This is a genomic window from Pseudomonas sp. SIMBA_067, from assembly GCF_046534675.1.
GTDB classification, from domain to species: domain Bacteria; phylum Pseudomonadota; class Gammaproteobacteria; order Pseudomonadales; family Pseudomonadaceae; genus Aquipseudomonas; species Aquipseudomonas putida.
The window spans coordinates 150,170-175,310 of the sequence record NZ_JAWRYH010000003.1 but is presented as its reverse complement, the minus strand read 5'-3'; the positions used below and the strand labels follow the sequence as shown (position 1 = coordinate 175,310).

General features: G+C 63.3%; 22 protein-coding genes, 1 tRNA gene and 1 pseudogene. 8 read left to right on the top strand and 16 right to left on the bottom strand.

The features are described from left to right. Nucleotides 1-34 precede the first annotated feature (34 nt). Nucleotides 35-1,672 (top strand): 5-guanidino-2-oxopentanoate decarboxylase, encoded by a 1,638-nt coding sequence (locus SB765_RS09230; RefSeq protein ID WP_341796666.1) that lies wholly within the window; start codon nt 35-37, stop codon nt 1,670-1,672. A 72-nt stretch (nt 1,673-1,744) separates the two neighbouring features. On the opposite strand, the gene SB765_RS09225 is transcribed toward SB765_RS09230, so the two are convergent. Continuing rightward, nucleotides 1,745-2,665 carry an AraC family transcriptional regulator gene (locus SB765_RS09225; protein WP_341796665.1) on the bottom strand — a complete coding sequence of 307 codons (921 nt, stop codon included), beginning with the start codon at nt 2,663-2,665 and terminating at the stop codon, nt 1,745-1,747. 202 nt (nt 2,666-2,867) lie between these two features. Here SB765_RS09225 and SB765_RS09220 point away from each other — a divergent pair, with 202 nt between their 5' ends. Together SB765_RS09220 and SB765_RS09215 are read left to right on the top strand one after the other, a co-directional pair. Continuing rightward, a complete protein-coding gene (locus tag SB765_RS09220; protein ID WP_049278214.1) occupies nt 2,868-3,161 on the top strand; it encodes a putative quinol monooxygenase in 294 nt (97 codons plus the stop codon). Between the two features lie 49 nt (nt 3,162-3,210). Next, nucleotides 3,211-3,444, top strand: coding sequence for a hypothetical protein (locus tag SB765_RS09215; protein WP_041167964.1), 234 nt, complete (start codon nt 3,211-3,213; stop codon nt 3,442-3,444). Here SB765_RS09215 and SB765_RS09210 read toward each other — a convergent pair whose 3' ends face one another. Next, on the bottom strand, nt 3,445-4,050 hold the full coding sequence (locus SB765_RS09210) for a flavin reductase family protein (RefSeq protein ID WP_341796664.1): 606 nt from the start codon (nt 4,048-4,050) through the stop codon (nt 3,445-3,447). 118 nt (nt 4,051-4,168) lie between these two features. Further along, the gene (locus SB765_RS09205; RefSeq protein ID WP_410931227.1) at nt 4,169-4,495 is read right to left on the bottom strand and encodes a hypothetical protein; all 327 of its coding nucleotides are present in this window, start codon (nt 4,493-4,495) and stop codon (nt 4,169-4,171) included. Nucleotides 4,496-4,872: 377 nt separating this feature from the next. On the opposite strand from SB765_RS09205, the pseudogene SB765_RS09200 reads away from it, so the two are divergent. Then, a pseudogene (locus SB765_RS09200) lies at nt 4,873-5,142 on the top strand (hypothetical protein); the annotation flags it as partial. Here SB765_RS09200 and SB765_RS09195 read toward each other — a convergent pair. The 5 genes from SB765_RS09195 to bglX all read right to left on the bottom strand — a co-directional run bounded on the left by SB765_RS09195 (nt 5,121) and on the right by bglX (nt 13,464). Beyond that, the gene (locus tag SB765_RS09195) at nt 5,121-6,260 is read right to left on the bottom strand and encodes a Fic family protein (protein WP_410931226.1); all 1,140 of its coding nucleotides are present in this window, start codon (nt 6,258-6,260) and stop codon (nt 5,121-5,123) included. The pseudogene SB765_RS09200 and the gene SB765_RS09195 sit on opposite strands and share 22 nt — an antisense overlap. Before the next feature lie 190 nt (nt 6,261-6,450). Continuing rightward, nucleotides 6,451-7,770 carry an MFS transporter gene (locus tag SB765_RS09190; RefSeq protein ID WP_016498146.1) on the bottom strand — a complete coding sequence of 440 codons (1,320 nt, stop codon included), beginning with the start codon at nt 7,768-7,770 and terminating at the stop codon, nt 6,451-6,453. Between the two features lie 231 nt (nt 7,771-8,001). Further along, on the bottom strand, nt 8,002-9,336 hold the full coding sequence (locus tag SB765_RS09185) for a sigma-54-dependent transcriptional regulator (protein ID WP_410931225.1): 1,335 nt from the start codon (nt 9,334-9,336) through the stop codon (nt 8,002-8,004). Further along, nucleotides 9,330-11,087, bottom strand: coding sequence for an ATP-binding protein (locus SB765_RS09180; RefSeq protein WP_410931224.1), 1,758 nt, complete (start codon nt 11,085-11,087; stop codon nt 9,330-9,332). The genes SB765_RS09185 and SB765_RS09180 overlap by 7 nt, the downstream gene beginning before the upstream one ends. A gap of 85 nt (nt 11,088-11,172) precedes the next feature. After that, the gene (bglX, locus tag SB765_RS09175) at nt 11,173-13,464 is read right to left on the bottom strand and encodes a beta-glucosidase BglX (RefSeq protein WP_341796659.1); all 2,292 of its coding nucleotides are present in this window, start codon (nt 13,462-13,464) and stop codon (nt 11,173-11,175) included. Nucleotides 13,465-13,650: 186 nt separating this feature from the next. On the opposite strand from bglX, the gene SB765_RS09170 reads away from it, so the two are divergent. Together SB765_RS09170 and SB765_RS09165 are read left to right on the top strand one after the other, a co-directional pair. After that, the gene (locus SB765_RS09170; RefSeq protein ID WP_410931223.1) at nt 13,651-14,268 is read left to right on the top strand and encodes a TPM domain-containing protein; all 618 of its coding nucleotides are present in this window, start codon (nt 13,651-13,653) and stop codon (nt 14,266-14,268) included. A gap of 144 nt (nt 14,269-14,412) precedes the next feature. After that, nucleotides 14,413-15,627, top strand: a complete 1,215-nt coding sequence (locus SB765_RS09165; protein ID WP_410910925.1) for a class I SAM-dependent methyltransferase — start codon at nt 14,413-14,415, stop codon at nt 15,625-15,627. Between the two features lie 45 nt (nt 15,628-15,672). Here the strand turns inward: SB765_RS09165 and SB765_RS09160 are convergent, their stop codons facing one another. The 7 genes from SB765_RS09160 to SB765_RS09130 form a co-directional block, all read right to left on the bottom strand. Then, complete coding sequence (locus SB765_RS09160; RefSeq protein ID WP_341796656.1) at nt 15,673-16,683, bottom strand: DUF4917 family protein; 1,011 nt, start codon at nt 16,681-16,683, stop codon at nt 15,673-15,675. 107 nt (nt 16,684-16,790) lie between these two features. Further along, nucleotides 16,791-18,497, bottom strand: coding sequence for a SulP family inorganic anion transporter (locus SB765_RS09155; protein ID WP_410931222.1), 1,707 nt, complete (start codon nt 18,495-18,497; stop codon nt 16,791-16,793). 211 nt (nt 18,498-18,708) lie between these two features. Then, nucleotides 18,709-18,782, bottom strand: a tRNA-Gly gene (locus SB765_RS09150). A gap of 111 nt (nt 18,783-18,893) precedes the next feature. Further along, complete coding sequence (gene phaG, locus SB765_RS09145) at nt 18,894-19,781, bottom strand: (R)-3-hydroxydecanoyl-ACP:CoA transacylase (RefSeq protein ID WP_197898586.1); 888 nt, start codon at nt 19,779-19,781, stop codon at nt 18,894-18,896. A gap of 347 nt (nt 19,782-20,128) precedes the next feature. Next, nucleotides 20,129-20,821 carry a 16S rRNA pseudouridine(516) synthase gene (locus SB765_RS09140; RefSeq protein ID WP_341796654.1) on the bottom strand — a complete coding sequence of 231 codons (693 nt, stop codon included), beginning with the start codon at nt 20,819-20,821 and terminating at the stop codon, nt 20,129-20,131. A gap of 9 nt (nt 20,822-20,830) precedes the next feature. Further along, entirely contained in the window at nt 20,831-21,043 is a 213-nt protein-coding gene (locus SB765_RS09135) for a cysteine-rich CWC family protein (protein WP_080889236.1), read from the bottom strand. After that, complete coding sequence (locus tag SB765_RS09130) at nt 21,036-22,517, bottom strand: diguanylate cyclase (protein WP_341796653.1); 1,482 nt, start codon at nt 22,515-22,517, stop codon at nt 21,036-21,038. The genes SB765_RS09135 and SB765_RS09130 overlap by 8 nt, the downstream gene beginning before the upstream one ends. Before the next feature lie 212 nt (nt 22,518-22,729). On the opposite strand from SB765_RS09130, the gene SB765_RS09125 reads away from it, so the two are divergent. Then, on the top strand, nt 22,730-23,179 hold the full coding sequence (locus tag SB765_RS09125; protein ID WP_410931221.1) for a hypothetical protein: 450 nt from the start codon (nt 22,730-22,732) through the stop codon (nt 23,177-23,179). A gap of 30 nt (nt 23,180-23,209) precedes the next feature. On the opposite strand, the gene SB765_RS09120 is transcribed toward SB765_RS09125, so the two are convergent. Next, nucleotides 23,210-24,316, bottom strand: coding sequence for an enoyl-CoA hydratase/isomerase family protein (locus SB765_RS09120; protein ID WP_059395463.1), 1,107 nt, complete (start codon nt 24,314-24,316; stop codon nt 23,210-23,212). Between the two features lie 125 nt (nt 24,317-24,441). On the opposite strand from SB765_RS09120, the gene ung reads away from it, so the two are divergent. Further along, nucleotides 24,442-25,134, top strand: a complete 693-nt coding sequence (gene ung, locus SB765_RS09115) for a uracil-DNA glycosylase (RefSeq protein ID WP_049275302.1) — start codon at nt 24,442-24,444, stop codon at nt 25,132-25,134. Nucleotides 25,135-25,141 lie beyond the last annotated feature (7 nt).

Here is a 25,141-nt window from a genome sequence, read left to right as displayed (position 1 = left end):
GGGCATACTCCAACAAGATTCATGGTGAAACCCGATGGCAACCTGCGGCGAAGTACTGGTCAATCTCCTTGAAGGCTATGGCGTCGACCATGTCTTCGGCATTCCCGGTGTACATACCGTTGAGCTCTACCGTGGCCTGGCGGGCTCGTCCATTCGCCACATCACCCCGCGCCATGAGCAGGGTGCAGGGTTCATGGCTGACGGCTATGCGCGCACCCGTGGCAAACCTGGGGTTTGCTTCATCATTACCGGCCCTGGCATGACCAATATCACCACTGCCATGGGCCAGGCGTATGCCGACTCGATCCCGATGCTGGTGATTTCCAGTGTGCAGTCCCGTGATCAGCTGGGCGGTGGCCGCGGCAAGCTGCACGAACTGCCCAACCAGTCGGCGCTGGTGTCGGGAGTGGCCGCGTTTTCTCACACCTTGATGAGTGCTGCAGACCTGCCGCAGGTGCTGGCGCGGGCATTTGCCGTGTTCGAGAGCGCCCGGCCACGCCCGGTGCATATCGAAATCCCGCTGGACGTGCTGGTCGAACCGGCCGACTTCCTGCTGCCGGGCCGCCCGGTGCGTGGTAGCCGGGCAGGGGCAGCGCCGCAGGCCGTGGCACAGATGGCCGAGCGCCTGGCAGGTGCCAAGCGGCCGTTGATCCTGGCGGGCGGTGGCGCGTTGGCCGCGGGTGCTGCGCTGGCGCGCCTGGCCGAACACCTTCAGGCCCCGGTGGCGCTGACCATCAATGCCAAGGGTTTGCTGCCGGCCAGCCACCCGCTGCAGATCGGTTCGACCCAGTCACTGCCGGCTACTCGAGAGCTGGTGGCTGAAGCGGACGTGGTGCTGGCGATCGGTACCGAACTGGCTGAAACCGATTATGACGTGACCTTCAAGGGTGGCTTCGAGATCCCGGGTAGCCTGCTGCGCATCGATATCGATCCGGACCAGACCGTGCGTAACTACCTGCCGGAGCTGGCGCTGGTAGCCGATGCCGAGCTGGCCGCCGAGGCATTGCTCGCTGCCTTGCAGGCCCAGCCGCAACCTGTGCGCGAAAGCACCTGGGGTGTGGCTCGCGTGTCCAACCTGCGCCAGACACTGGCGGCAGGTTGGGACCAGCCAACCCTGAGCCAGACGCGTCTGCTGAGCGCGATCCTGGAGCGACTGCCCAATGCCGTGCTGGTGGGCGATTCGACCCAGCCGGTGTACACCGGCAACCTGACCCTGGACATGCACCAGCCACGTCGCTGGTTCAATGCCTCAACCGGCTACGGCACCCTGGGTTATGCGCTGCCTGCGGCCATGGGCGCGTGGTTGGGGAGTGCGGAGCAAATCGGCCAGCGCGCGCCTGCGGTGTGCCTGATTGGTGACGGCGGCTTGCAGTTCACCCTGCCGGAGCTGGCCAGTGCGGTGGAGGCGCAGGTGCCGCTGATCGTGCTGCTGTGGAATAACCAGGGGTACGAGGAGATCAAGAAGTACATGGTCAACCGGGCGATCGAGCCGGTCGGGGTAGATATCCATACCCCGGACTTCATCGGCGTGGCGCGGGCGCTGGGGGCTGCGGCGGAGCATGTGACCGACGTGAAGCAGCTGCAGGCGGCGCTGGGGCAGGCGGTGGAGCGCAAGGGGCCGACCTTGATCCAGGTTGACCAGAATCAGTGGCAGGAAACCGTGGCGGGTTGAAGTCAAGCTATTGCCTGTACTGGCCCTTTCGCGGGCAAGCCCGCGAAGAGGCCGGTACAGGAAAAACAGGACTCAGCCAGCAGTAGCCCGCAGCCGCGCCACATCCCGAATCGGTGGTGCGCCATACAGCCGGCTGTATTCACGGCTGAACTGCGACGGGCTTTCATACCCCACCCTGTAGGCTGCCACCGCCGCCTCTAGCCCGTCGTTGAGCATCAACCGCCGCGCCTCCTGCAGGCGCAGCTGCTTCTGGTACTGCAACGGGCTCATCGACGTCACGGCCTTGAAGCGATGGTGCAAGGTCGAAGTGCTGAGGTTGACCTCCCGGGCCAGGTCCTCGATGCGCAGGGGCAACTGGTAGTTGTTGTTGAGCCAGGTAATGGCCTGGCACACCCGGTGAGTCTGGCTGTTGGCCAAGGCAATTTCATACAGCCGGCAACCCTGCGGCCCACGCAGCAGGCGATAGAGAATCTCGCGGCGGAACAGTGGCGCGAGCATGGCGATGTCGCGCGGGGTATCCAGCAGGCGTAGCAGCCGCAGCAAGGCGTCGAGCAATGCGGCATCGGTCCTTTCCACATACAAACCACGGCCTGAAGGCCGGTTGGGTACCAGCATCGGCCCGCTCTCGGCGATCAGCTGGCTGATCTCGGCCGGGTCCAGGTCCATGCGCAGGCCCAGGCTGGGGTTTTCCGGGCTGGCGTCGAGCCTCACCCCGCTCAGCGGCAAGGTCACCGACACCACCATGTAGTGCAGGGGGTCGTAGGCGTACTGCTCGTCACCAAGGAACAGGCTTTTGCTGCCCTGGGCAAGGATGCACAGCGCCGGTTGCGCCAGGGTCGGCACCGAGCGCACGTTCTCGGTGTAGCGCACCAGATACAGGTCATCGATGGCCGATGCGGGACCATGGGGGTCGCCGGCATGGCGGCGGATCAGCTCGGCCAGTTCCAGGCGCTGCAGTTCCAGGGTCGGGTCGATGGACGTGACGGTGGTCATGATGGCTTTCCTCTGCTGACCGACGCAGCATAGGTTTGGGCAAAGAGGGGCGCTAGTCGAAAGCTGCACGTCGCTTGCCTGATCCTGCCGCGCAGCAGGATCAGGCAATCGGCGAGCAGTAATGGCCTAACGCGGCGCGCGGGTGAGCCCCTAACCTTGGCAGCCTGGCTTTTTCGTCCGCCTGCTTCAAGGAGATTGTGCAATGACCCTAAAACAACCGGTCACCCATCTTGCTTTCATCCGTGCCAGCAGCGGGCGCTCGGCAGAACTGGGCGCGCGCCTGCGCGACCTGCTCGAGCCCTCGCTGCGTGCGCCGGGCTGCCTGAGCTTCACGGTACAGCGCTCCCAGGCCGATGCCGACCTGTGGTTGCTCAGTGGCAGCTGGCAGGATCAGCAGGCGATGAGTGGCTACTTTGCTTCGCCGACACTGGATGTGTTTGGCGAGCTGGTGCAGGCACAGGTGGTCAGCAGCCTGGACTTGCACACCTTCGATTGAGGGTGGATGAGGTAAAGTAGCGCCCTTGTTCAACCACGCGGATAGCAACATGGCACGTAGGGAATTCACTCATTTCGAAGCGGTATCGGCGATGGTGCCGGTGGAAGGTGGCGGCTACAACGCGGCCATTGCGGTCAAGGCCTTGGCCATGGGCGGCGCGCCGCGCTTTCACAAGGTCCTGGACGGGCAGGTGTTCAAGGGCGCCGTGGCCGCCGACGAAGCGGCCACGGCCGAGCTGCAGCGCCTGCAAGGCGTCAGCGAAGAGGGTGAACTGATCTGGTGATCAGGCCGGCGGGCGGCCCATCTTGAACAGGTTGCCCAGTTCGAAATAGTCCGCCGGGCCACCGCCACGCAGGATCGGTTCGGCGGCAGCGGTATCATAGATGCCGTTTTTCAGCAGGTGCTCGGCAATGTGCACCGCAACCACCTCACCGAGGATCAGCCAGCTGGGCACCAGTGCCTGGTCGGCCCGCTTGAGCTGGACGATCTGGCTGACCTTGCACTCGAACGCCACCGGGGTTTCGCCTACGCGGGGCACGCTGACGATGCTCGACGGCGTGGCGGTAAGGCCGCTCAACTCGAACTCGCTCACCTGGGCAGCAACCGGCGCGCAGCTCTGGTTCATCTGCTCGGCCAGTGGGCGGGTGGCCAGGTTCCAGACGAATTCGCCGGTCTGCTCGATGTTGTTCAGGCTGTCTTTGCGCCCGACGCTGCAGAAACCGATGATCGGCGGGATGTAGTTGAAGGCGTTGAAGAAGCTGTAGGGCGCCAGGTTCAGGCGGCCTTCGCGGTCATGCGAGGAAATCCAGCCGATAGGGCGGGGGCCGACGATGGCGTTGAACGGGTCGTGGGGCAGGCCGTGGCCTTTGGCAGGTTCGTAGTAATACATCTGTGCTGGGCTTGTTGGCCCTACCTCCTGGTGGACAAGGTGCCTAGTGTGCCAAGCCTGTGCTCGCCTGCAAATGATCAAGCCCGGCCGAAGCCGGGCTGGGTGCTCGCATCAGGTATCAGCTGATGCGGTGGGCGTTGGTGCGGTCGAAGCCGTCTTCAGCAAAGCGCTGGCCGCCGGTGCGGTCGAAGCCGTCTTCAGCAAAGCGCTGGCCGCCGGTGCGGTCGAAGCCGTCTTCAGCAAAGCGCTGGCCGTTGGTGCGGTCGAAACCGTCTTCAGCGAAACGTTGGCCTCCGGTGCGGTCAAAGCCGTCTTCAGCGTAGCTGGCGGACTGGGTTTGAGCCGCAGCAAAGGTGTGAGCGCTGGTACGGTCGAAGCCATCTTCGGCGAAGGCGCCAGCTGCGAAAACCGAGAGGGCCAGGGTGAGGATCAGTTTGTTTTTCATGGTCGTTGCTCCGGGGTTCGAGAAGTTGTTTGTTTCTATGGGTTTAATCCTACGCCGATTTATTTGATTAAAAAGCGCAAAAAATAGCGTTTAAAAATCGAGTAAATCGATGTGTTTGGGCAGGCTTCGCGTGGGTCAGGCAGCGGTGTCAGTCAGTAGCCGCAAGCCCTCGCGTCGTCGTTTTGTCAGCCATTGCAGCTTGAAGGTCGGGAATTAATGGGGCGTTAACAGCGAATTATCTTGTTTCAAAGTCCGCTCCACGCTTTTTTCATACATCGCCAACCGATTTTTCAGACGCTGCTCAGCACCATCGCCGCACCTCAAACTGGAGCGGCAAAACAATGAACAAACTCCCGTAAATCACCTTGGCGTTCTGGGTCATGATCGGCAGCGCCATCGCATTGGTGGTCGTGGCCCGTTACTGGACGCGCATCCCCGGCGTGGTGTTGTTCTGGGTGGCGTTCGTGCTCACCCGCCCGTTTGGCGCCACCTTGGGCGACTTCCTCACCAAGCCACATGAAAAGGGCGGCCTGGACTTCGGCACAATCGGTTCGTCGGCCGTGCTGGGCGGGGTGCTGCTGGTGCTCGTGCTGATGGCCACCTGGTACCAGCGCCGTGAGCCGCGTCAGGCGTTGGAGATGTCCTGAGTGTTGATGCGATAGCGGGTACTGCGGCCCCCGCCTGGCAGGCGAACCAGGCAAGCCTTGTCGAGCAGGTCGGTAAGGTGGCGGGTCGCAGTGGCCTTGGAAACCTTCGCCACTGCCTGGTACTGCGTGGCGCTGATGCCCTTCTCGAAACCGCGGGGGCCGCCATCAAGCAACCTGTTGAGCACCTTGACCTGTTCAGGCAGCAAGCCATCTGCGCGATGCGCCTGCCAGAACCTGGCCTTGGCCAGTATCCGGTCTATGTTTGCCAGTGCCTGTTCGAGGCTGCGCAGCAATGTGGCAAGGAACCAGGACAACCAGCGGGTGATATCCAGGTCGCCTTTCTGGCTGCTCTCCAGGACCTGGTAATAGCCGGCCCTGTCCTCGAGGATGCTGGCGGACATGGCATAGAAGCGAATGGCCTGGCGCTCAGCTTGGGCCAGCGCCAGGTCGGTGATCGCCCGGGTCAGCCGACCATTGCCATCATCGAACGGGTGCAGCGTGACAAACCAGAAGTGCGCAATACCGGCGCGTAACAGCGGATCCAGACCAGCGATATCGAGGCTGTTGGCAAACCAGTCGAGAAACGCCGCGAGCTGTGTTTCAAGACCCTCGCGCGGTGGTGCCTGGAAATGCACGGTGGGCTTGTCGAGACGGCCGGAGATCACCTGCATGGGCACTTCATCACGTAACCGGCCGACCAGTACCGCCTTGCTCAAGGCGCCTTGTACTTCCGGGAATAGCCACTGGTGCCAAGTGAACAGGCGTTGCAGGGTCAGTGGTCGGTCATACCCTTGTGTTGCATCCAGCATCAGTTCCGCCAGCCCTTCACTGCGGGCACTGGTAGCTCCCGGTTCATCCATGCCCAGCCGACGGGCAAGAGAAGAGCGCACCGAGCCCACATTCAGCTGTTCACCTTCGATTGCCGAGGAGGTGACGATGTTCTGCAGCAGCGTATCCAGCATGTTCTGGCACTCGCTGAGCCCATCGATGCTGCCGATCTTGCCCAGCAGACGACCTTGCATGCTGATGCAGTTGCGCAGGAGCGGGGCAATGGCTTCGTTTTGCCAGGTAAATTGGGGCCAGGCTGGTTGCTGCCAGATCCACAAAGGGCTGTTCATGATTGTGCCGATCCGTCCTGTGAGCCGAATAAGCCAGCTATTCGGCTCATTGGGTGAGCCGAATAATAGCGCTATTCGGCTCAACCTGTGAGCCGAATAATGCCGCTAATCGGCTCACAGGTTGTCGTGCGTCATGAAAAAGGGGGCGCCCATGTAATGGAGCGCCCCCTTTCAGTGTTGCCAACCAGCGTCAGTCAGTAGTAATCCGCGAGTGTTGCTTGGTGTCCTTCATGGTCGCGTAAACCAGCAGCGAGCAGGCGATACAGGCGGTGACATACCAGTAGAAGCCGCTTTCCATGCCTGCGCTCTTGAACCACAAGGCCACGTACTCGGCGGTGCCGCCGAAGATCGACACGGTCAGGGCGTACGGCAGGCCAACGCCCAGGGCGCGAATTTCCGTTGGGAACAGCTCTGCCTTGACCACGGCATTGATCGAGGTGTAGCCGCTGACGATGATCAGCGCCGCCATGATCAGGAAGAATGCGCCCCACCAGGTCTGGATGGTGTGCAGGGTGCTGAGGATCGGTACGGTGAACAGAGTGCCGAGCACACCGAAGGCGATCAGGATCGGACGTCGGCCGATCTTGTCCGACAGGCCACCGATCACCGGCTGCAGGCACATGAACAGGAACAGTGTAGCGGCCGAGATGGTGGTCGAGTCGCTGATGCTCATCCCCACGGTGTTGACCAGGTACTTCTGCATGTAGGTGGTGTAGGTATAGAAGGCCAGGGTGCCGCCCATGGTCAGGCCGACCACGGTCATCAGTTCCTTGGGGTGGCGCAGCAGGGTGCGCATCAGGCTTTCCTTGGCCTTTTCCTTCTTGGTGAACGAGGCGGTTTCTTCCATGCCGCGACGCAGGTACAGGGCCACCACTGCGCACAGTGCACCGATCACGAACGGCACGCGCCAGCCCCAGGCATACAGCTGCTCTGTGGTCAGGGTCTGCTGCAGGACAATCAGTACCGCCAGGGCGATGAGCTGGCCGGAGATCAGGGTCACGTACTGGAAGCTGGAGAAGAAGCCACGGCGTTCCTTGCTGGCCATTTCGCTGAGGTAGGTGGCCGAGGTGCCGTATTCGCCACCCACCGACAAGCCTTGCAGCAGGCGTGCGACGACCAGCAGGACCGGTGCGGCGACGCCGATGGTTTCGTAGCCCGGGGTCAGGGCGATGACCAGCGAGCCGGCGCACATCAGCAGTACCGAGGCCATCAGCGCGGCCTTGCGGCCTTTGCGGTCGGCGTACAGGCCCATCAGCCAGCCACCGATCGGGCGCATGAGGAAGCCCACGGCGAAGATCGCGGCGGTATTGAGCAATTGTGCGGTGGAGTCACCGGCCGGGAAAAAGGCCTTGGCGAAGTACAGCGAGAATGCGGCGTAGACGTACCAGTCGTACCATTCGACCATGTTGCCGATGGACCCGCTGAAGATCGACTTCAAACGGCTGGCGGTGGTTTTTTCTGCGGCGGGCGCAGTGGCCGCCCCAGCGGGCAGGGAGGTGGCGTTATCCATCAGGGATACCTTCTCGTTGTTTTTGTGGAGCGCGCCGTGGCGCAGCTTGCCAAGGCAATTGCAGAAGGTGTGCCAAATGGGTGCAGGCTGATTCATTTGAGGGCAAAACCGCAGTGGTAACTGACCTGTAGGCGCGGCCTTGCGTCGCGATGGGCTGCGAAGCAGCCCCATGATCGTTCTGAAATAAGCGGATTTTTGCCTATCAGCGATTGCAGGTAAGCGGAAATCCGCTCATTCGCGCCCGACAAAATCCTCGCGCACCAGCCCATGCCGCTGCATCTTTTCGTTAAGCGTACGCCGCGGCAACTGCAACGCCTCCATCACCGACTTGATCTCGCCCCCATGCTGGCGCAAGGCTGCGCGCAGGCATTGCGCCTCGAACGCTTCCATCTGTTCGCCCAGCGACTGCCCGGCAGGTGCCACTTCGATGTTCGGCGAACTCAGCCCCAGCGCATGGCGTTCCGCCGCATTGGCCAGTTCACGTACGTTGCCCGGCCAGTCATGGGACAGCAGCTGAGCCAGTTGTCCACCCGACAGCAGCGGGGCGGCACGGCCCAGCTTTTCGCCTGCAGCGCGGGCAAAGTGCTCGAACAGCAGAGGAATGTCTTCACGCCGCTCACGCAGCGGCGCCAGGCGCAACTCGGCCACATTCAGGCGATAGGCAAGGTCTTCGCGAAAGCGCCCGGCGCGGGCCTCTTCGAGCAGGTCGGGCTTGGTCGCGGCAATGACACGCAGGTCGACGCTGATGCTCTGGTTGGCACCCAGGCGCTCCAGCTTCTGCTCCTGGATCACGCGTAACAGCTTGGCCTGCTGCGCCAGCGGCATGCTCTCGATTTCGTCGAGAAACACCGTACCACCGTTGGCGTACTCCAGCTTGCCGATGCGCTTGCCCTGGGCGCCGGTAAAGGCGCCGCTTTCGTGGCCAAACAGCTCGGCCTCGAACAGCGACTCGGGAATGGCCGCGCAGTTGAGTGCGACGAAGGGTTTACCGGCGCGAGGGCCAAAATCGTGCAGGCAGCGGGCCACGCGCTCCTTGCCACTGCCGGTTTCGCCACGGATCAGCACATTGACCGGCAGGCTGGCCAGCTCCAGTACTTGTCGGCGCAGCTGTTGCAGGCCCTGCGACATGCCCAGCAGGGTGCCTTCCAGGCGTGACTTGAGGTCTGCCTGTTCGTGCAGCCGGCGGTTTTCCAGCACCAGCTGGCGCTTTTCCAGGGCCCGGCGCAGGCTGCCCAGCAAGTGCTGCGGGGTGAAGGGCTTTTCGAGAAGGTCGTAGGCACCGCTGCGCATGGCTTCCACTGCCATGGGCACGTCGCCGTGGCCAGTCAACAAGATGACGGGCAAGTCGGGGTCGTCCGCCTGCAGGCGTTCGAGCAATTGCAGGCCATCCATGCCCGGCATGCGCACATCGCTGATGATGACCCCGGGAAAGTGCTGCGGCAGGTGGGCCAGGCACTCTTCGGCGCGCGCGAACAGTTGCACGCTGAAGCCGGACAGGCTCAGCCATTGCTCGACCGCACTGCGGATACTGGGTTCATCATCGACGACGATCACTGAATTCAACATACAGGCTCCAGGTCACGGGGCAGGGTAAGGCTCAGGCGTGCACCACCGGGCAGGTTTTCGACCTGCAGCTGGCCACCGGCCTCGTGGACGATACCGTAGGAAATGGCCAGCCCCAGGCCCAGGCCTTCGCCCACCGGCTTGGTGGTGAAGAACGGGTCGAAGACTCTGGCCAGGTCGCCCTCGGCAATGCCGCCCCCCGAGTCCAGCACGCTCAGGCGCCACCGCTCGCCCTCGGGTTCGATGCGCACCTCCAGGCGTTTGTAGCGCTTGTCGGCCATGGCGTCGAGAGCATTGCGCAACAGGTTGATCAGCACCTGTTCCAGGCGAATGGCATCGCCGCGTACCCAGGCCGGGCGCGCCAGGTACAGGGCCACCTCTACCTCTTCGCTGCGAATGCGGGTTTCCAGCAGGTGCAGGGCCTGGTCGACCACGGTGGCCAGGTCGAGGCGCTCGCGCAGGCCGACCGGGCTGTTGCGGGCAAAGGTTTTCAGGTGGCTGGTGAGCGCGGCCATGCGCGTCAGCATCTGCTCCAGCGGCTCCAGGGCCTGGCGCGCCTCGTCATGGCGGCCATGGTCGAGCAGCAGGCGCAGGGTTTCCAGTTGCATGCGCTGGGTGGTCAGCGGCTGGTTGATTTCGTGAGCCATGGCTGCCGACATCTGCCCGAGCGCCGCCAGCTTGGCTGATTGCACCAGGCCTTCTTGAGCCGTGCGCAGTTCGCGAGTGCGTTCCTCGACCTGGCGCTTGAGCTCTTCGCGGCTGCGCTGGCGCAGACGGGCCAGGCGCAGGCGCTGGCTGACGAACAGGGCGGCGAACACCAGGCTCAGCCAAACGGCGGCGGCGCCCAAGGCGGCATTGCGGCCGTCGGCAGTGACCTGCGGTTTGCGCAGCAGGTGCAAAGTCCAGTTTTCGCCTTCCAGTGGCAGGCTTTCCCACAAGTATTCGGCGCTGCCCTCAGGGCCTTGCACGCGGCTCAGGGTGCTGTTGGCGGCAAAGCGCGTCAGCACCTGATGCTGCAACGGCACCAGCGGTTGTTTGTCGTACTGGCGGGTTTCGGCAAGCTCGGCACGGTCGGCACCACTGAGCGGCTGCAGCTCGCGGTAGCGCCAGCCGTCCTGGTTGGCGATGAAGGTGATGCCGCGGGCATCGCTCACCAGCAGGATGTCGCTGCCCTGGCGCCACTCGCGTTCAAGTTCCGGGAACTCCAGCTTCACCACCATGGCACCGAGGAAGCGGCCATGCTCGTCGTTCACCGCGCTGGCGAGGAAGTAGCCCGGCACGCCACTGGTCACGCCCACGGCGTAGAAGCGGCCACTGCCCTGGCTGCGGGTTTGCTTGAAATAGGGCCTGAAGCCGTAGTTGGAGCCGACATAGCTGCTGGGCAGCCGCCAGTTGCTGGCGGCGATGGCCAGGCCGGTGCGGTCGAGCAGTTCGAGGGTGGAGGAGTTTGCGGCGCCGTTGATGCGTTCAAGCTTGCGGTTCAGGGCGTCCTGCACCTCTTCGCTGGCCGGGCCACGCAGGGCGGCGATCAGCTCCGGGTCCAGCGCCAGCACGGCGGGCAGGGCGCGGTAGCGGTCGATCAGGGTGTGCAGGGTATTGGCGTACAGGCCCAACTGCTGGCTGGCACGCTGGGCGTCGTCTTCCATGGCCTGGCGCTTGGCCTGGTGCATGGCCCAACCAGCACTGAGGGCGGTACCCAGCACGATCAGCAGAGTGATCAGCCCCAGACGCAGGGCGCGAAAGGAAAAGGGCATCGGGGCGGATCCGGATGATTGTGATATCGGGGCCTGCCTCTTCGCGGGCAAGCCCGCGAAAAGGCCGGTACAGGCGACCTTTCAGTTACAGCAGTTCGAAGCTCTGCTGCTGCACCGCCTGGGAATCCAGCCCGACCTGGACATTGAATTCCCCTGGCTCGGCAACCCGCTGCAGCTGGCCATTGTAGAACTTCAGGTCGTCCTCGCTGATGCGGAAGGTCAAGGTGCGTGACTCGCCCGGCTTGAGCATCAGCTTCTGGAAGTTCTTGAGTTCCTTGACCGGGCGGCTCATCGACGCCGACACGTCCTGCAGGTACAGCTGCACCACGGTCTCGCCGGCTACCTTGCCGGTGTTCGCCACCGTCACCTTGGCCTCCAGTGTGTCGCCGCGCTTGAGGTCCTTGTTCGACAGCTTCAGGCCCGACAGCTCGAAGCTGCTGTAGCTCAGGCCATAGCCGAACGGGTACAGCGGGCCGTTGGGCTCTTCAAAGTACTGCGAGGTGTAGTTGCCTGGTTTGCCAGGGGTGAACGGGCGACCGATGCGGGTGTGGTTGTAGTACATCGGGATCTGCCCGACCGAGCGCGGGAAGGTGATGGCCAGCTTGCCGGACGGGTTGTAGTCACCAAACAGCACGTCGGCGATGGCATTACCACCTTCGGTGCCGGCGAACCAGGTTTCGAGGATGGCGTCGGCCTGCTCGCGCTCCCAGCTGATCGACAGCGGCCGGCCGTTCATCAGCACCAGCACCAGCGGTTTGCCAGTGGCCTTCAGGGCCTTGATCAGCTCGCGCTGGCTGGCCGGGATCTCCAGGGTGGTACGGCTCGACGACTCGTGGGACATGCCGCGGGACTCGCCGACCACTGCCACCACCACATCGGCTTGCCTGGCCGCTTTGACCGCTTCATCGATCAGCACCGCAGGCGGGCGCGGGTCGTCGACGATTTCCGGGGCATCGAAGTTGAGGAAGTTCAGGTAATCGAGGATCGCCTTGTCGCCCGTGACGTTGGAGCCTTTGGCGTAGACCAGCTTGGCCTTGCCTTCCACGGCGCGGCGCAGGCCTTCGCGCACGGTTACCGAGTGCACCGGTTTACCGTCGGCGGCCCAGCTGCCCATCATGTCGATGGGGGCATCGGCCAGCGGGCCGACCAGGGCGATGGTGCCGGCCTTTTTCAGCGGCAGGGTCTGGTTGCGGTTTTCCAGCAGCACCAGGCTGCGGCGTGCCACGTCACGCGCAGCTTCGCGGTGCAGGCGGTCGTTGCCGTAATAGTCCTTCAGGTCGGTTTCGGCTTTGCCGATGCGCACGTAGGGGTCCTTGAAAAGGCCCATGTCGTACTTGGCGCCGAGCACTTCGCGTACCGCCTGGTCAAGTTCGCGCTGGGTCACTTCGCCGGACTTCAGCAGGCCTGGCAGCTCTTCGCCGTACAGGGTGTCGTTCATGCTCATGTCGATGCCGGCCTTGATCGCCAGCTTGGCGGCTTCACGGCCGTCGCGGGCGACGCCGTGGCGGATCAGTTCCTGGATGGCGCCGTGGTCGCTGATGGTCACGCCTTTGAAGCCCCACTCCTTGCGCAGCAGGTCGTTCATCAGCCAGGTGTTGGAGGTGGCCGGCACACCGTTGATCGAGTTCAACGCCACCATTACCCCGCCAGCACCGGCGTCGAGCGCGGCGCGGTAGGGCGGCAGGTAGTCGTTGTACATTTTCGGCAGGCTCATATCGACCGTGTTGTAGTCGCGCCCGCCTTCCACTGCGCCGTATAGGGCGAAGTGCTTGACGATGGCCATGATGCTGTCGGGGTTGGCCGGGCTGCTGCCCTGGAACGACCGCACCATCACCTGGCCGATTTTCGAGGTCAGGTAGGTGTCCTCGCCGAAGCCTTCGCTGGTACGGCCCCAGCGCGGGTCGCGGGCGATATCGACCATGGGTGCGAAGGTCATGTCCAGGGCGTCGGCCGAGGCTTCGATGGCTGCCGTGCGGCCCACCTTGGCGACGGCGTCCATGTCCCAGGTGGCGGCCATGCCCAGGCCGATCGGGAAGATGGTGCGTTCGCCGTGAATGGTGTCGTAGGCGAAGAACATCGGGATCTTCAGGCGGCTACGCATGGCCGCGTCCTGCATCGGGCGGTTTTCGGGTGCGGTGCGCGAGTTGAAGGTACCCCCGATGCGGCCGGCGGCAATTTCTTCGCGGATCTTTTCGTGGGGCATTTCCGGGCCGATGCTGATCAGGCGCAGCTGGCCGATTTTCTCGGCTTCGGTCATCTGGCTGATCAGGTGCTCGATGAACGCCTGCTTGTCCTGCAGGGGCGGGGCATAGGGGGCGGCAAGGGCCGCCTGACTGGCAAGGCCCATGGCCAGGCCCAGCAAAGACAGTTTCATCATCAATTCCGTTGTGGGGCCTCTGCCGTATCCAGGGTGATACGCGCGCGGCCGAAGTTTTCAGGCGGCTATTGTTGTACGATTCGCAGGCTTACTTTCCAGCAGCGGATTATGCCTGAATATGTCGTCTGCGGATGAAGCCCCGAGTGCCGGGACAACAACTATAAGAACGCTCAAGAGACCGACGGCATGACCCCCTTCGACGAGTACCATCAACGGCAGATTGCCGAAGCCATTGCGCGTGCCGAACGGCGCACCGATGCCGAACTGGTGACGGTGCTGGCTCGCCGCGCCGACGATTACGCCTATTGGCCGCTGTTGTGGGCCGCCGTGCTGGCGCTGGCGGTGCCAGGCCTGTTGCATTGGCTGCTGGGTTGGCCCAGCGTGCGTGGCTTGCTGGTGGCCAACGTGTTGCTGTTCGTCGGCTTGTGCCTGCTGCTGCGCAACCCGCGCCTGGCCGGCTGGCTGATCCCCCGTGCCCTGCGTCGCTGGCGTGCTTCACGGCTGGCCCGCCAGCAGTTTCGCGAGCAGAACCTGCACCGCACCGCAGGCGCTACGGGTGTGCTGATTTTTGTCAGCGAGGCGGAGCGGCATGTGGAGATCCTGGTCGACCGCGGTATCGAGCACTGCCTGGATGCCGAAGCCCGGGCAGCGATCGGTGCCCGCTTTGCCGAACAGGTGCGCCAGGGCCGGACCTTGCAGGGCTTTGTCGAGTGCATCGAGGCGTGTGGCGAGCTGCTTAGCCAGCACGTGCCGCCAACCCATACTCGCAACGAGTTGCCCAACCGCTTGGTGATTCTCGACTGATTCGGATCCGCCTGGCTTGACGCGTTCCCGGTGGGAGCAGGTTCACCCGCGAATGCTGCCTGGAGGCCACCGACGCATTCGCGGGTAAACCCGTTCCCACAGGGTGTAGAATGCGCTTCCCGCTATTCGAGGCACCGTTTCTCCATGTCCGCCAGTACTTCCGCCCCCTCCGCGCCGGATGCGCGCGCTCAGTTTCTCGACCTGCTGAACGCCGCCCTGCACGGCGATACCTTGGTCAAACTGGTGCTGGCGCGCCATGTCGGTGCCGACCAGACCTTGCAACGGATCATCGCCAAGCCGCTGCAGGTCAAGGGCCAGCCGTGCCTTTCGCTGGTCTACCGCCACCAGACCCGCGACATCACCCGCAACCTGCCGCTGGACCAGGCCCAGGCGCTGGTCGCCGAGCTGCTGCCAGACAGCTTCCGCAACGCCCACCTGTTCGATGCTGACGGCGAAGTGCAACTGACCTTCAGCAAGAAGGGCAAGCCGATGCTGCAGCGTCACGGCGCACAGGCACCGCGTGAGGTCACTGCCAGCAGCGGCCATGACCGCGAGAAGAAGCGTTACCTGGAGTTGTCGCGCCCGTTTTTGCGCGACCTGGGCGTAACCGATGCACAAGGCGCGTTGATTCCGTCGATGTCGCGCAAGTGGAAGCAGATCAACAAGTTCATCGAGGTCTTCGACCACGCCCTGTCCAGCGCCCCGGTGCCGGCCGGGCAGGCACTGCGGGTGGCCGACTTTGGCTCGGGCAAGGGCTACCTTACCTTCGCCATGCACGACTACCTGAGCAACAGCCTGGGCCGCGATGCACAGGTGACAGGTGTGGAACTGCGCCAGGACATGGTCGACCTGTGCAACACCGCTGCCGCTCGCCTGGAGCACCCGGGCCTGGAGTTTCAGTGCGGTGACGTGCGCAGCGTGGTGCCAGAGGCCATCGAGGTGATGATCGCCCTGCATGCCTGTGACATCGCCACCGACTACGCCATCCATACCGGCATCCGCTGCAACGCCGCGATCATCATGTGCTCGCCGTGCTGCCACAAACAGATCCGCCCGCAACTGCACAGCCCGGGGTTGCTGCAACCCATGCTGCAGTACGGCCTGCACCTGGGCCAGCAGGCCGAAATGCTGACCGACAGCCTGCGGGCGCTTTACCTTGAAGCGTGCGGTTACGAAACCAAGGTATTCGAGTTCATCTCGCTGGAGCACACCAACAAGAACAAGATGATTCTTGCGGTGAAGCGGCAGAAGGCGGGGGACAACGGGGCGTTGCTGGAGAAGATTGGCCAGCTCAAGGCGTTTTATGGGGTGCAGGAGCATTGCCTGGAGACGTTGCTGCGGGCGGATGGGTTGCTCTGACGGCAACCCCAGCAAGCCTGCGCGCGCGCTCCTGCTGGGAGCGTGCTAGCGTCGAGCGGCTGGTAGCTCGATCGCCAAATCTGCCAGCCCCAACGGATGCGTACTGGCATCAAAGAAATGCACCTGCGTGCCCGTCAGATCCCCGAACCGATCAATGTAGTGTTGCTTCTGGTTGATCACCGAAGCCTCGCTCAACGGCCTTATGGCAATCGACAGATGCTTTGGCCGCGCCTGTCGGATAGCTTCGAGCAGGTGCTGGTCGCTGCTGTCCAGATGCTGCCCGAACAGGCATAGCCCCTGGCTCTCCTGTGCCAGCTGCCCCAGGCACCAGCCCAAGTAGTCCGAGTTGCGGATGGCGCGCAGTTTTTCGTCGCTGCGGTCTTCGTTGACGAACAGCGGCACCTCCCCCGGGATGTTCACCGCAAAGCCATCGAGCAGCTCTGCGTGGTCGGCGCTGCGTTGGCGGGTGGTGCCGTCGGGCAGCTTGAGCAGGTGCAGGCCGCCATGCAGGTGCAGCACCCGGGTGCCTTCGCTTCGGGTGCGGCGCACATCGAAGAAGCCTTGCTCGTCGAACAAACTGGCGAAGCCCTGCGGGGCGTGTTGCACAGCCCATGGCAGCAGCAGGTCGTAGTTGCTGGTGTAGACGCTGCGGTAGCCGCGCAAGGCCTGATTGAAGGCTGCCAGCGTGGTGGCTGGCATCAGTGACCACGGCAAGTGCACTGTGCGCACGGCGTGGATCAACCCTTCCTTGATCGAGTAGTAGCGGTTCAGCGGCGCGGTGGAGTTGATGGCCAGCGCCGCGTTGGCGCGCACGGTGGTGTTGAGGGCGCTGAGCACGGGCTCGAACAGCTCTGTGCCCAAGGATTTGAACAGCGCCTGGTCGCTGACCGCCAGGCCTTTCTTGCGGCCGGCGCGTTGCGCTTCCTCGAACAGCGAGAAGTAGCCGAACGGCTTCCACACTGCGCGGCTGGCACCGTTGCCCAGCAGCAGGGCGTCGCAGGGGTGGCGGGCAGCGAGTTCTGGCCAGGGGGTGAGGGTGGCGTCAAGTGCGGGCATGCTGGGGTCCGTTGGTGGAGCGGAGAACGGGGGCGACTTTAGCATGTCATGCACGGTGTGCGAGGGTTGGTGTCCACGCCAAGGGCCAGTGGCAATAAAACACCTCTTTAGCCCTGCTCGGCAGCCGGCACACTGCGGCTCCGGTTACGCCAAACCCGGTACGCCCGAATCCCGGCCCGCACCGAACCAAACAGCAGCTTTTCTTCCATTTCCCGCGCCATCCCCGAGCGCACCAGCATGCGCAAGAACGTACCCCGGGCGCGTGCGATGGCAAAGAAGATGCCCTGCGCTGCCAGGGTGTCGCGTACTTCACGCAGGGCAGCGATGCCGCTGACGTCGATGTTTGTGACAGCTTCGGCATCGAACAGCACGGCCTTGGGCTGGTCCTGGCTCTGTACCGCCTCGAACAGGCGCATCTTGAAGTAGTCGGCGTTGAAGAACAGGATCGCGTCGTCGAAGCGGTAAACCACCAGCCCAGGCACGGTGCGCGCGTCCTTGAATTTGCGGATGTCGACCTGGCCTTCGGTGCCCGGCAGCCAGCCCAGTACCGCATCGGTGGGCTGATAGATGCTGTACAGCAGGCGCAGGATCGCCAGGGTCACGGCAAACACGATACCGGGCAGCACACCCAGGCCCAGTACGCCCGCCGTGGTCAGCAGGCACAGCCAGAACTCGAAGCGGCTGAGACGCCGGATGCTACCCAGCGACTTGATGTCGATCAGCCCCCAACCGGCCATCAGCAGCACGGCGCCCAGTGAAGCCTGCGGGATCCACGCCATGGGCGCGGTGAAAAACAGCAGGATCAGGGCGATGACCAGTGCCGCGATGATGCCCACCAGCTGGCTTTTGCCACCGACCATGTCATTGACCGCCGTACGCGAGTCGGCGCCACTGATGGCAAAGCCCTGGGAAACCCCGGCGGCCAGGTTGCTGACGCCCAGGGCGACAAACTCGTGGTTGGCGTTGATCGCATAGCCATGCCGGGCGGCAAAGCTGCGCGCAGTCAGCATGGCACTGCAGAAGCTGACGGTGGCAATACCCAGGGCGTCGCGCAACAGGCTTTTCATTTCCTCCAGGTTGCTGTGCGGCCAGGCCAGCTGCGGGATGCCGGCAGGTACCGGGCCGAGGACGGCAACGCCGAAGCGGTCAAGGCCGAACAGGCCGGCCAGCAGCATGAACAGCGCCACGACCGTGAGGGCTGCAGGCAGGCGCGGGTAGCGCCGCGGCAGCCAGATCAGCAGGCCCAGGGCGGCCAGGCCGATGAGCAACGTGACCCAGTGAATTTCGCCCAGGCGCTGGAAGAAGTTGATCAGGCTGAGGATGAAACCGTCGCCTTCGATCTTGAAGCCCACCACCTTGGACAGCTGCCCGGCGATCAGGCTAAGGCCGATGCCGTTAAGGTAGCCGATCAGGATCGGCCGCGAAAAGAAGCTGGCGATGAAGCCGGCACGGGCCAGGCCGGCGCCAATCAGCATCACGCCAACCAGCACGGTGACGATCACCGACAGTTCGACAATGCGCTGCGGGTCGCCCATGGCCAGCGGTGCCACGGCGCCGGCGATCATCGCGCAGGTGGCAGCGTCGGGGCCGACCATCAGTTGGCGCGAGCTGCCGATCAGGGCGTAGACCATCATCGGCAGGACGCAGGCATACAGGCCGTATTGTGGTGGCAGGCCGACGATTTGCGCGTAGGCGATGGCGATGGGGATCTGGATCGCCGCGACCGAGAGCCCGGCCTGCAGGTCGGCATGCAGCCACTCGCGCCGATAGTGCAGGAGGTTGGCAAGGCCTGGTAGCCAGCGGGATAGAAACATGCGTCATCCTTTCGAAATGTTTCAAGAATCCAGTGAGCATATCCGCCACAAGCCGTTTCGCTTGCAGGCGTATGCACCCGCTGCGCATTGAAGCGGATCGGCAGGCAAATGGCCATGGGCCAGGTCAACGTGGGGGGCAGAAACGAAAAAAGGAGCCAAGGCTCCTTTTGACTGCGATGACGTTGCTGGAACGTCATGCTGGAATGCGATGTGGAGCGGGTAGAGGGAATCGAACCCTCAACTAAAGCTTGGGAAGCTTTCGTTTTGCCACTAAACTATACCCGCGTCTGCGCAGCACTTTTTACCAGAACCCTTCACGAATTAGAAGCCCAAGTTATAAAAAAGCTTGTCGGCACCCCATAGCCTGCGGGTATCAGTTACAGAGTGCCGAGGCGCTCAGATAGCCAATGCATGCTGCCCCTGTTGAACGTGCTGGTAGCGGTGACGAGGTTCACGCACGGTCGGCTTGAGGAAGCCAAGCAGGACACTGCGGGTGTTTTCACAGGCGGTCTTGTTTTCCATGTCGAGGAAATGGCCCGCGTCGCGGATCACGCTGAAGTGGCTTCTGCCCACATGCTTGCCAAACTGCCGGGCATCTTCGGCCGTGGTGTACTCGTCGCGGTCACCGTTGACGAACAGTACCGGGATGTCGATATTTCGCGCACCATCCAGCGCTCGCTCCAGGTCGTGCTGCAGCACCTGGTTGATGTGGAAGTGCATCTGCGCGTACTCATGGCTGTCCAGGCTGCTGACGTGCCGGTAGTTGAAGCGCTTGAACAGTGACGGCAAGTGCTTGCCGATGGTGTCGTTGACCAGGTTGCCGACCTGATACCGGTCGCAGGCGGCCAGGTACTGGCAGCCACGGTCCAGATAGTCGCGCATCGGCTCGTTGATCACCGGCGAGAACGAACTCACCACTGCCTTCTTCACCTTACGTGGCTGGTGCGCCAGCGCCAGCAGCGTACTTGCGCCACCCCACGAGAACGACATCACGTGGTCTGCCTGGAAGTGCTCGATCAGCTCAAGGAGGATATGCGCCTCGGTCTCCTTGCTGATCAGGCGTTCCTGACGGTTGTGCGGCTTGGACTTGCCAGCATACGGCTGGTCGAACAGCACGATGTTGAACTGCGGGTGCAGGTTACGTACCGTCTGGGCGAACGAGGCGGTGGTGGCGAGCGAGCCATTGATCAGGATGATCGTATTCTCGGCCGCATCCGCGCGATAGAACTCCGTGTAAACCCGATACTGACCTTGGATATCAAGTACAGCGATTTCTGGCCTCATGTCATCGACTCCTGGCGCAAAAAGGGTATTCGCGTCACCTAGGGTGCACGTTCTTTATGACAGGTAGGCATTTGCCTGAAGAGAAAACCGGGGGGCCCTGTGTCGATCCTTGGCACTTGCGTCGACGGTATTGTTTTTGGCGGGGCAATTTGCCGTGCCCCAAGGCATCGAGGCCTTGGGTAGCCGGCAAAAGGTGTCTTCGACTGCGGGCGTGACTTGCTAGTCACATGCAGACTGACGATTTGGATTCAAGCAGTGGCTCGCGGATCGCGCAAGTGCCGTTCGGGGAGAAATGTGACTTTTGTCGCTGAGTGGTCGTATGGCGACCCCTTAGTGTCTGCCCCGGCCTAGACAGTGGCTATCTCGGCCGCCGTCAGTTCCCGGAACTCCCCCGGCGCCAAACTCGTGTCCAGCCGGATCGCCCCCATGCTCTCCCGATGCAGCCCCACCACCTTGTTGTCGAAGAACCCGAACATGCGTTTTACCTGGTGATAGCGCCCTTCGAAGATAGCCAATCGAGCGCGTCGCGGCCCGAGGATGTCCAGCTGGGCAGGTTGGGTGGTGAGGTCTTCGAAGGCGAAGTAGAAGCCCTCACGGAACTTGGCCACATAGTGCTCGGCAATGTCGTCTTCGGTTTCCACCAGATAATGCTTGGGCAGCTTGGTGGCAGGCTGGGTCAGGCGCCGTGACCACTGGCCATCGTTGGTCAGGATCATCAGCCCGGTGGTGTTGAAATCCAGTCGCCCGGCAATGTGCAGGTCATCGCGGAGCGCTGTTGGCAGCAGGTCGAGCACGGTGGGGTGCTGCGGGTCCTGGGTGGCGCTGACGCAACCCTGTGGCTTGTGCAGCATCAGGTAACGCGCGGGGCGGCCCGCCTGGAGCAACTGGTCGTCCAACTCGACACGGCTGAATTCACGTATCTCGGTCAGCGGGTCGCTGACCACCACGCCCTCCACCCGCACACGGCGTTGCGCCAGCATCAGGCGAACTTGCTGGCGGTTGTGGCTGGGGAGGTTGGCGAGGAAACGGTCGAGGCGCATTGGAACAGGTCAGTGGGGAGTGGTTGATCGGAGTTGCTCTTCAACGGCAGCGCAACGCGGGCACAGGCAGGCTTTGTTCCGCAACTCGGCGGGCAGGGCCTGCAGCACGGCCGGGTCGATGGTCACGCTGTAGCACCAGCAGGCCTGGGTAGCGCGGCGCGGGTCGGCCAGGCTGCATTGGTTGAGGGCACCGCAAGCGGGGCAGTGTTGGCTGTCATTCATGGCGGGTTTCACTGCAGACGCGGTTGCGGCCGGCCTGCTTGGCACGATAGAGCGCACGGTCGGCGCGGGTCAGCAGGGCGTGTAGGGTATCCCCTGGCTGCAGGCTGCTCAGGCCGATGCTGGTGGTGAGGCGCAGCGGCTGTTCTTCGTAGCTGAAGGTCAACTGTTCGGTGCGGCGGCGGATCTTTTCCGCCACCTCGATGGCCTGCCGGCCTTCGGCTTCACGCAGCAGCACGATGAATTCCTCACCGCCCCAGCGGCACAGTATATCCGACTGGCGCAGGCTGCCTTGCAGTACATTGGCAAATTGGCGCAGCACTTCGTCGCCTGCCAGGTGGCCGTGGGTGTCGTTCAGTGCCTTGAAGTGGTCCAGGTCGATCAGCAACGCCACCAGCGGCCCACTGTCGCGCTGGGCTTCGTGCAAAGCCTGGGCGGCGAGCAGGTCGAAGCTGCGCCGGTTGGGCAGGCCGGTGAGGCTGTCGAGGGTGGCCAGGGCTTCGGTGCTGGCCTGGTGACGGCGGACCATGGCATGCACCAGCGCCAGCACCACCAGGGTGATCATCGTGCAGATGGCCAGGTTCAGGTACAGGGAGTGGCGGATGCGGTCGAGGGCGCCGGTTTCGCGCTTTTCCACCAACAGGTACCAGTCCAGTTCGGGCAGGTGGCGCACGTTGAGGAAGTGGCTGTGGTTGTCGCTGTCGCGGTATTCGTGGCTGCCTTCACCGGGCACCAACTGCTCGGCCAGTACGTCGTTCAGTTCAGGGTTGTCGCTGAGCGGCTGGCCGACCCGCAGACCATGCGGGCCACCTTCCGAGCCGGTCATCAGCACCTTGCCCTTGGCGTCGGTGAACAGCACAGAGCGCTGGTAGCGGCGTTGGTACTGGTCGATCAGCTGGACCACCGACGATACGCTCAGCCCGACACCGGCGGCTCCGATGAAGCGGTGCTGGTAGTCATGTACCTGATAGTTGATGAACACGGTCAGGCTGTCCTGGTTGGCCATGTCCAGATCGACGTTGATCTCATAGGGCGCCTTGAGGTCGCGCAGGCGGAAATACCAGGCATCGCGCCAGGTGCCGGGCTCTACCTTCTTGAGCACGCCTTTGGCCTGGTAGTAGGTGAGGGTGCGGTCAGACACGAAAAACGACGTGAAGGTGTCCTGCTTGCCCATGACTTCGCCAAGGTAGCGGGTCATGCGCTCGGTATCCTGCTCGCCGGACAGCACCCAGTCCCGCAGGAAGGTGTCCTGGGCCATCATCGAGGCGATCAGCACCGGGCGAATCAGGTCCTTCTGGATTTCCGAGTAGACCGTGTCGGAGGTCAGCGGCAGTTCCGTATTGATGATGCCGTCGCGGATGGCGCTGCGTGAGGAGAAGTAGCTGAGTAGCGAAGTGGCGAGGAAGCCGCAGGCCAGTAGCACCAGCAGGGTCAGGATCAGCGAGCGCTGCGAGAACAGAGCGGAACGTAGCGGCATGATCTTCCCGTGATGTGTGCCTGGGCGCCTATTCTAGTGAGATGACCGGCAAATGACTGCAAGTTTTTCAGGGTTATCGCACCTGTATCAAATTATTGCAAAAATGGCACTGCACCTCGGCTTCACTGTCTTATTCAGTGTCGATGAACGCATTACGCATCGACGCTCGTCAGCGCCGCTGTTCGGGCACTCCAGCGGTCCAGGAGGCCGCCATGTCTTATCGAGTCCTGTTGATCGCCCTGCTAGGGCTGATGACTTCCGCCTGCGCCCCGTACTACGAGAGCGGGGGCTATTACCGTTCGGATTACTACTCCACCGACCGCTACGTGTCGCCAGGGTATTACCGCTATGACCGCTACTACGTGACGCCGCAACCGCGCTATTACTACCAGCCGGCACCGCGCTATTACCATCGGTCGGCGCCTGCGCCGCAATACCGGCCGTATCCGCAGCCGGGGATGCAGCAGTGGCACGGCAACCCGCGCAATGACTACGGCAACCGCCAGCGCCAGGACTACAGGCAGGATCGGGACCGGCATGATTATCGTGATGGCAGCCAGCGCTACCAGCATGGCAACTGGCACTCCAATGGGCAGCGCAATGACGGCGGGCGCTGGGATGGCCGACGTGGCCAAGGGCGCGGGGGTAACTGGCAGCGGTAGGTGATTGAACCCAGCCCCAGGTTGTTGAAATCAACTCAGGTCCGCCAATGGATGCCGCCCTTCCCATGCCTTGGAAAAATGCGCCTCGACCACCGCCGCCGGTACCTGAGCCACATCCGGCCAGTGCCAGCGGGGGTGGTTGTCCTTGTCCAGCAAGCGGGCTCGTACGCCTTCGCTGAATTCCGGATGGCGGCAGCAATTCAGGCTCATGCAGTATTCCATCTGGAACACCTGCGCCAATGAGAGGTGACGCGCCCGGCGAATCTGCTCCCATACCAGATGGGCGGTCAGCGGGCAGCCTTCGTGCAGCCGCTGGCCTGCTTCTGCGAGCAGTGGGTCGTCATGGTGCTTGAGCCCCTCCAGTGCACGCCAGGCCGCCGCCGCATCGGCCACGTCGAGCAATGCATCGATCACCTGCCGCCGCGGCAACCACTGGGCTTCGGGCAACTCGGCGCAGGCGCGGTGCTGTTCGGCCTTGAGCAGGCTGTTCAGTTGCAGGGCGGTCTGCTCCTGCCAGTTCAGTTGCAGCAGCTCTTCGACCAGCGCCTCTTGCTGATGCTCGCCAAAAAAACGGTCGGCCAGGCCCAGGTCAAGGGCGTCGCGTGCGTTGATTGGCGCGCCCGTCAGCCCCAGGAACAACCCCAGTTTGCCCGGCAGCCGGGCGAGGAACCAGCTGGCACCCACGTCGGGGTACAGCCCGATACTGATTTCCGGCATGGCCAAACGGCTGCTGGGTGTGACGATGCGTACACTGGCGCCCTGCAGCAGCCCCATGCCACCCCCCAGCACATGCCCGTGGCCCCAGCACAGCAGCGGTTTGGGGTAGGTGTGCAGGGCGTAGTCCAGGCGGTACTCTGCGGCAAAGAAAGAGGCGGCCAGGGGCGGTACGCTCCCGGGGTGGTCACGGCAGGCCTGCACCAGCGCCCGCACATCGCCTCCGGCGCAGAAGGCTTTGGCGCCGTTGCCGCGCAGCAGCACGCAGACAACCCCCGGGTCGCGGGCCCAGGCGTGCAATTGCTCGCCCAGCACCTCGATCATCGGCAGGCTCAGGGCATTGAGCGCCTTGGGCGCATCCAGGGTGGCGATGCCGATGCGGGCGCCGTCGGCGCCGGTGAGTACCTCACAATGAATGGCCATGGACTACCTCGCTCAGTCATCGCACAAGTATGGCCTGCCTGACCGAACATGCCGGTCGTCGGTCGGATCGTTTGACAAGCGGGAAGGGCTTACCTAGTGTCGCGCCATTGATTACGGATGGCCCCATGACTGACGACGATCGCATCAAACTCGAACCCAGCTGGAAAGCCGCATTGCGCGCTGAATTCGACCAGCCCTACATGCATCAACTGCGCGAGTTCCTGCGCAGCGAGCGTGCCGCCGGCAAGGAAATCTACCCGCCAGGGCCGCTGATCTTCAATGCGCTGAACTCGACGCCGCTGGACCAGGTGAAGGTGGTCATACTCGGGCAGGACCCCTACCACGGGCCAGGCCAGGCGCACGGCCTGTGCTTCTCGGTACAGCCGGGCGTGGCCACGCCGCCGTCGCTGGTCAATATCTACAAGGAAATGCAGCGCGACCTGAACATCCCGATCGCCAGCCACGGCTACCTGCAAAGCTGGGCCGAGCAGGGCGTGCTGCTGCTCAACACCACCATGACCGTGGAGCGGGCCAATGCGGCGTCGCATGCCAAGAAGGGTTGGGAGTTCTTTACCGATCGGGTGATCCAGGTGGTCAGCGAGCAGTGCCCGAACGTGGTGTTCCTGTTGTGGGGGGCACATGCGCAAAGCAAGCAGAAGCTGATCGACGGGACCAAGCACCTGGTGCTGAAGTCGGTGCATCCGTCGCCGTTGTCGGCTTACCGCGGGTTCCTGGGGTGTGGGCATTTCAGCCGGACCAACAGCTTCCTCGAACAACGTGGGCTGGCGCCGATCAACTGGGCGGTGCCACCGCTCTAATCACCTG

Coding starts and splice junctions, on each gene's coding strand:
- SB765_RS09230 (WP_341796666.1), top strand. CDS start 35: ATGGCAACCTGCGGCGAAGTACTGGTCAATCTCCTTGAAGGCTATGGC.
- SB765_RS09225 (WP_341796665.1), bottom strand. CDS start 2,665: ATGACCACCGTCACGTCCATCGACCCGACCCTGGAACTGCAGCGCCTG.
- SB765_RS09220 (WP_049278214.1), top strand. CDS start 2,868: ATGACCCTAAAACAACCGGTCACCCATCTTGCTTTCATCCGTGCCAGC.
- SB765_RS09215 (WP_041167964.1), top strand. CDS start 3,211: ATGGCACGTAGGGAATTCACTCATTTCGAAGCGGTATCGGCGATGGTG.
- SB765_RS09210 (WP_341796664.1), bottom strand. CDS start 4,050: ATGTATTACTACGAACCTGCCAAAGGCCACGGCCTGCCCCACGACCCG.
- SB765_RS09205 (WP_410931227.1), bottom strand. CDS start 4,495: ATGAAAAACAAACTGATCCTCACCCTGGCCCTCTCGGTTTTCGCAGCT.
- SB765_RS09195 (WP_410931226.1), bottom strand. CDS start 6,260: ATGAACAGCCCTTTGTGGATCTGGCAGCAACCAGCCTGGCCCCAATTT.
- SB765_RS09190 (WP_016498146.1), bottom strand. CDS start 7,770: ATGGATAACGCCACCTCCCTGCCCGCTGGGGCGGCCACTGCGCCCGCC.
- SB765_RS09185 (WP_410931225.1), bottom strand. CDS start 9,336: ATGTTGAATTCAGTGATCGTCGTCGATGATGAACCCAGTATCCGCAGT.
- SB765_RS09180 (WP_410931224.1), bottom strand. CDS start 11,087: ATGCCCTTTTCCTTTCGCGCCCTGCGTCTGGGGCTGATCACTCTGCTG.
- bglX (WP_341796659.1), bottom strand. CDS start 13,464: ATGATGAAACTGTCTTTGCTGGGCCTGGCCATGGGCCTTGCCAGTCAG.
- SB765_RS09170 (WP_410931223.1), top strand. CDS start 13,651: ATGACCCCCTTCGACGAGTACCATCAACGGCAGATTGCCGAAGCCATT.
- SB765_RS09165 (WP_410910925.1), top strand. CDS start 14,413: ATGTCCGCCAGTACTTCCGCCCCCTCCGCGCCGGATGCGCGCGCTCAG.
- SB765_RS09160 (WP_341796656.1), bottom strand. CDS start 16,683: ATGCCCGCACTTGACGCCACCCTCACCCCCTGGCCAGAACTCGCTGCC.
- SB765_RS09155 (WP_410931222.1), bottom strand. CDS start 18,497: ATGTTTCTATCCCGCTGGCTACCAGGCCTTGCCAACCTCCTGCACTAT.
- phaG (WP_197898586.1), bottom strand. CDS start 19,781: ATGAGGCCAGAAATCGCTGTACTTGATATCCAAGGTCAGTATCGGGTT.
- SB765_RS09140 (WP_341796654.1), bottom strand. CDS start 20,821: ATGCGCCTCGACCGTTTCCTCGCCAACCTCCCCAGCCACAACCGCCAG.
- SB765_RS09135 (WP_080889236.1), bottom strand. CDS start 21,043: ATGAATGACAGCCAACACTGCCCCGCTTGCGGTGCCCTCAACCAATGC.
- SB765_RS09130 (WP_341796653.1), bottom strand. CDS start 22,517: ATGCCGCTACGTTCCGCTCTGTTCTCGCAGCGCTCGCTGATCCTGACC.
- SB765_RS09125 (WP_410931221.1), top strand. CDS start 22,730: ATGTCTTATCGAGTCCTGTTGATCGCCCTGCTAGGGCTGATGACTTCC.
- SB765_RS09120 (WP_059395463.1), bottom strand. CDS start 24,316: ATGGCCATTCATTGTGAGGTACTCACCGGCGCCGACGGCGCCCGCATC.
- ung (WP_049275302.1), top strand. CDS start 24,442: ATGACTGACGACGATCGCATCAAACTCGAACCCAGCTGGAAAGCCGCA.